The organism is Candidatus Endomicrobiellum pyrsonymphae, assembly GCF_020328025.1.
GTDB lineage: Bacteria > Elusimicrobiota > Endomicrobiia > Endomicrobiales > Endomicrobiaceae > Endomicrobiellum > Endomicrobiellum pyrsonymphae.
Genome location: NZ_JAIXMZ010000075.1, coordinates 1 through 5,456, shown reverse-complemented (window position 1 = coordinate 5,456; position 5,456 = coordinate 1). Strand labels below are relative to the sequence as shown.

Genomic DNA, 5,456 nt, shown 5'->3' with positions numbered 1-5,456 from the left:
ATAGAGCTTTTGTGTGTTGACGATTGCGGGTTCAGGCAGCTCAATGCAAATAGTTAAATATTATGCCGCTAAAGACAGTAGAATGGAAATAATAAACTTTCAAACAAATAAAGGTCTAGGTATCGCAAGAAATGCCGGACTGAAAGTTGCTACGGGAAAATATGTAGCATGCGTTGATCCTGATGACTATATTGAGTCTAATATGCTCTAAAACTTGCGTACACAACAAGCTGGAAGAAACCGGCTTAGACAGCGTTTGGATAAATATGAGACTTTTTAGCGATAGCGACTAATGCTTTGTTAAAAAAATTATTGTCGCAAATTGAGCGAAAGTGTAATAAATATTACTCCTGAATGCCCAGAATAAAGTATATAGGAATGATTTTATAAAAAACACAATGTCGTGTGGTCTGATGAGTTGGTATGTGGGGATTTAGAATTTTATTATCGTTTTTATACAAAATCGCAAAAAATATATTTTATTGACAAAGCTCTTTACGTTTACAGAATACGCAATGATTCGATATCTAACGAAAAATTTATAGAAAAAAATAGGACGAACTTTTTTGAAGCGATTGAGAGGGTATACGTTTAATTAAACGATGCAAAAATATTCGCTGATTACAAAAATACTCTTATAGATACGCTTGTTCAAAGTATTGAATGCACATATAATATCAATAAATAAGTTTTTTATTCTTGAGAGGGATATAATGAAAAAAACAGCGCCTATGTTATTGATAGGCTCGTTGTTTGCCACGGGTTGTGCGACTGCCTCTCATCAACAACAAGAAACTATATCTTTAAAAACTATTCAAGAAGTTGAATCAAAAATATCCAAAATAGAACAAGAGAAAAAACAGTTGTTACAATTTAAGAAATTAGAAGGATATTTTCTTAAGAATAATGTTAAACTTCTGAAAGAAATTAACTTTTTTACAGCAAATTCAGTCGATAAATTTAATAAGTTATTAGGTGTTACTAAAACAATGGTTAATAAAGTTACTGTTCCTGATTTTGACAAAAAAATTGCAGTGATTATAGCACCTAAACCTTCTCAATACTTAAATAATATTTCTATAAGTCAAATTTATATGATTGATAATAATATATATGTTGAATATAAAATTGAACGGGATAGAACTAAGGATTTGGGATATTTTGCATTAAATATTGCTGTTTTTGAAGCGATAATACCTAAAGTCATTGCAAACATTTGTTTTATCGATGTTGATAATGAGGAAAACATGGCAGTTATGCTTCTTGGCATAATAAATTAAATTCTCCAGAAAGTATTGAAAGCATGTTAGATAATTAAATAATACAGGAGGAGTATGTATGAATTTTTCGTCTTACACAAATACGGCGTTAGTTGCAGCAAAAGTGGGAGCAGCCGTACTTTTAAAGCATTACAATGGCGTACTCAATATCGAGTATAAAGGGAAAATTGATCCCGTTACTCAGGCTGACAAAAATTCTCAAAAAGCGATAATAAAGGTAATAAAAGATGTTTTTCCTCAGCATGGTGTTTTAGCTGAAGAAGACGGTGTAAATGAGATTAGTAAAGACTATTGTTGGATTATTGATCCCCTTGACGGTACTGTAAATTTTGTACATGGGCTTCCTATGTTTTGCGTTTCAATAGGATTAAAATATAAAAATGAAATTATTGCCGGCGTAATTTATGCTCCAGTTATGAAAGAGGTTTTTGTAGCAGAAAAAAATAAGGGAGCATGGCTTAATGGCAAGAAAATAGAAGTCTCAAAAGTAAAAGATACAATTCGTTCTTTAGCCGTTACGGGATTTCCTTATTCTATTAAAAAAGGTAATACCAAACTAATGAAAAATTTTAAAAATATAATATTTGAGACTCAAGGGATAAGAAGACTTGGCTCTGCGGCCTTAGACATGTCCTATGTGGCGTGCGGGCGCTTTGAGTTCTTTTGGGAGGAAGGGTTAAAACCTTGGGATATTGCCGCTGGCATCATAATAGTTAAGGAGGCGGGCGGCGAGGTATCGGATTATAGAGGTTCAAAAGATTCTGCGTTTCAAGATACAATACTTGTGTCGAATAGCATTGCGATGCATAAAAAGATACTTGGAATTATCAATGGGAAAAAGTAAAAAAAAATATGCGCTTAAAATAACAAAAATTTTAGAAAAAGATTTTGGAGACGTAAAATGCGCTCTGAACTTTTCAACTCCTTTTGAGCTTCTTGTCGCGGTGATTTTGTCCGCGCAGTGTACCGACGAAAGAGTTAATAAAGTTACAGAGAATGTTTTTAAGCGGTATAAAAATATAAATGATTATGCAAAAGTCGATGTTTTGGAATTTGAAAACTATATAAGATCTACAGGTTTTTTTAGAAACAAAGCTAAGAATATTATCAGATCCGCTCAGCTAATAACAGATAATTATGACGGGATTGTTCCTCAAACTATGGAAGAGCTTCTTGTTCTTCCAGGCGTTGCTAGAAAGACCGCAAATGTTGTTTTAGGAAGCGCTTTTGGTAGAGTGGAAGGAATTGCGGTTGATACACACGTCATAAGAATTGCGAATTTGCTTAGACTTACCAAATATAATGATCCTGTTAAAATTGAAAAAGATTTGATGAAAGCGGTGCCAAAAGAATACTGGATAAAGTTTTCTTTTTATATACAAACTTTAGGAAGACGTATTTGTAGAGCAAGAAGTCCAAATCATTCAACTTGTCCATTAAATAAAGTTTGTCCTGCGGTTTGCAAGTGCTTATAGCTTTAAAATAGACCTTCTGTATAAATATTAAACTCTTTAGGCTTGGTTGTTGTAAGGATTAACAAGCTTCAAGCGATGTTGTAGAGTTTTTGAAAAGGAAGTAAAATTAAATAATACAAATGCGTACTCTCTCATCGACCCACTGAAAAAAGTGATGAAAGAAGTCCTTGAAAAAAGATACAATTAAGTGAGCATATAAGCTTTATCAAGGTAATATTGCTTACAACAATTGTTAATAATGATTAATAGTTTGTGCACAACGACAACCATTTTAAGTTTGCCGTCGTTTGTCAGCATAGCCTTTGTTGTTTCTAATAACAACATAGCGCACATAAATAGCATGCGTTTAACACAAGATGGCGACCTTGCAGGAGCTCTACGCCTTTTGCTAGCCTTACCGCTATAATTGGCATAAGGAGCAAGACCTGCTGGAGCAACAATTTCTCTTAACAAGGTCGTAGTAGTTTTTCACCTACTGATTTCACGGAGCTTATCGCTTCCGTAATGCTTCAATGATTACTCTTGTGGAACCTTTGTCTCCTTTATCGTCAAAATATCCTTCACGATTGCGCTCTTTTTGAAGCATTCCTTTAAGATCTTCACGATGACTTATAAGCTCTTTCAACTGTTCGTTTTTGCCTTGCTCGTGTAATCCTTAAGTCGTTAGCATTTTAACATCTATTTTGTCAGTTTTGGCTTTTTGTCCGTAACTTGGTATAAACTGTTTTACTTTACGATCTTGCGCTCTATGGACATTGTAATCGTGAACCCTTTGACAACTTCGACTTCATAGTCGCCTGTTAAGTCCATTAATATCAATTGTTGCTCACTTGTTAAATAAAGAACGAATGCTTTCTTTGTCATTAGTTACTGTATAGTACTGATTGTTTTTTGTTTCATAAACGTTCAACTTGTTTTTTGATACATCGATGCCTACAAATTCAGTGTATATTGTTCGCATGCTGCAAACTAAAGTTTGCACATTTGCAACCTCATCAAGCTTTTACCTTATACACTTAAATTATACTTGTTTTTTAAGGAACAATTCCTCGCAAGGACGCCGATAGTATGATGACATTACCTAAATTTGTTTTTATCTTGGATATTTGGTATCGTATAGAGACAAAATAGGAAATAGTATACTGACATTACAATGCCGATAGATAAAAACAAAATAGGAAATAGTATGATGACATTACTCTTAAAAGGAAGACATAATATGATGACATTACGTTTAAAAAGATGTGTAAGCTTGTTTGTTTGCTTTTCTCTGCTCTTTTCAGCATGCTCATCCGATAAATCTCACAAAGTTAACGGGTTCGCTAGAAACACTAAAGTTGAAGAAGTCAAGATGACAGAAAGAGAGAAAGAGAAGAGATATGTTCCACAATCTCCCACTACGTTCTGCGATAAACATAAATGGTGCAGTGTTCCCAGAGATGCGTGGGGAACTATCACATCAGACCGTGAAATCGGTAACGTCTTAGGACTTAGCATAACGCCCAAACGAATAACATACACAGCCACGAGTCGCCGCACCAGACAGCCTGAGAATGAGAGACCTGGGCTGTCTGGTGCGGCGACGCAGGTGGCGGATGCGAGGGTGCAGGCGGTGGAGGCGAGGTTGGTGGAGGCGAAGGCGAATGCGACGGGGGCGGAGGCGACGGCGGAGGCGGCGAGGAAGGTGGCAATAGCGTTGAAGATGGATGGGTCGGCGGTGATGCTGGGTGGGGTAGTGAGGGTGTTGGTGAATGCGGCGAGGGTGGTGAATGCGGCGGCGTCGGAAGGGAAGTCGAAGGTGTTAAAGGTGGCAACGGTAAAGACGTTGAGATTGGCGGAGGCACTTGAGAGGAATGTCGAACACCTTAGTTGAGGAGAATTTTGATAGCGAAAACCAAGTTGGAGAAGAAGTTGGCAGATATGGATGAAATCATATAAAAAGCTACAGGCTAGTTTAGTCAATGCGCTACATCAATACCACAACAACACAATATCAAACAACTAGTAAGAAATCAATAAATCCTATCAACCGGTTCAGTATGTTGTTAACCATTTCCATTGAAACTTATTAAACTTATCAAGCGAGTAGTTAGTCATTGTCCACCCCAGTATAGCACCAACAGCACTCAGAAAATAAGCCCTCCTACCAAACTTATCCCACCAAGGTGGCGGAGGATCACCACCGACCTGCCGAGGCGGAGGCACAAACATCGAACACGCCACGAGCACAACCGCACTAGTAATAGGTGGAGCATATGTCTCTACCCAACTCTTCCAGCTCGCCTTCTTTATTTTTGCCAAAGCCACCTGCCTATAATCCTTCCCCGAAGAATTCTTGATGGAGTCATTCTTAGGCGAAGTTTTAGAATAATCACCAAAACAAGTTTTCTGAGAGAGAGTACACTTTTTCGAAGTCTCAGAGTCACCCGTCACAGAAGCCACAATACATTCCGCGTCACGGGGTTTACAATCCGCACCACCTTCAAAGCTCCCTTGCAAAGATTCAAAACAAGTCGCCTCAGATTGGTTACAAGAGGAGGGCGCACGAATTACATTATCTAAAGAACCGGTGAGAGGATTTACATCCTCCAAAGACCGAGAGTCAATAATATGAGGAGTAATACGTGCAAAATCATTACTCTTATCCTTCTCAGTACACGAAGACAACACAACTGACAACAATAATAATACTGCTATAGTT

General features: G+C 37.1%; 7 protein-coding genes. 5 read left to right on the top strand and 2 right to left on the bottom strand.

The features are described from left to right. Positions 1-43 precede the first annotated feature (43 nt). The 4 genes from LE180_RS05990 to nth all read left to right on the top strand — a co-directional run bounded on the left by LE180_RS05990 (position 44) and on the right by nth (position 2,755). On the top strand, positions 44-211 hold the full coding sequence (locus LE180_RS05990; protein WP_374134547.1) for a glycosyltransferase: 168 nt from the start codon (positions 44-46) through the stop codon (positions 209-211). Positions 212-713: 502 nt separating this feature from the next. Continuing rightward, a complete protein-coding gene (locus tag LE180_RS05985; RefSeq protein ID WP_374134546.1) occupies positions 714-1,280 on the top strand; it encodes a hypothetical protein in 567 nt (188 codons plus the stop codon). A 58-nt stretch (positions 1,281-1,338) separates the two neighbouring features. Next, positions 1,339-2,124 (top strand): inositol monophosphatase family protein, encoded by a 786-nt coding sequence (locus LE180_RS05980; protein WP_374134545.1) that lies wholly within the window; start codon positions 1,339-1,341, stop codon positions 2,122-2,124. After that, positions 2,111-2,755 (top strand): endonuclease III, encoded by a 645-nt coding sequence (nth, locus tag LE180_RS05975; protein ID WP_374134544.1) that lies wholly within the window; start codon positions 2,111-2,113, stop codon positions 2,753-2,755. Before LE180_RS05980 ends, nth begins: the two co-directional genes overlap by 14 nt. A gap of 183 nt (positions 2,756-2,938) precedes the next feature. Here the strand turns inward: nth and LE180_RS05970 are convergent, their stop codons facing one another. Further along, on the bottom strand, positions 2,939-3,208 hold the full coding sequence (locus LE180_RS05970; protein WP_374134543.1) for a transposase: 270 nt from the start codon (positions 3,206-3,208) through the stop codon (positions 2,939-2,941). A 733-nt stretch (positions 3,209-3,941) separates the two neighbouring features. Here LE180_RS05970 and LE180_RS05965 point away from each other — a divergent pair. Next, positions 3,942-4,628 carry a hypothetical protein gene (locus tag LE180_RS05965; RefSeq protein WP_374134542.1) on the top strand — a complete coding sequence of 229 codons (687 nt, stop codon included), beginning with the start codon at positions 3,942-3,944 and terminating at the stop codon, positions 4,626-4,628. A gap of 161 nt (positions 4,629-4,789) precedes the next feature. Here the strand turns inward: LE180_RS05965 and LE180_RS05960 are convergent. Next, the coding region (locus tag LE180_RS05960; RefSeq protein WP_374134541.1) for a hypothetical protein at positions 4,790-5,456 on the bottom strand (667 nt) is incomplete at its 5' end.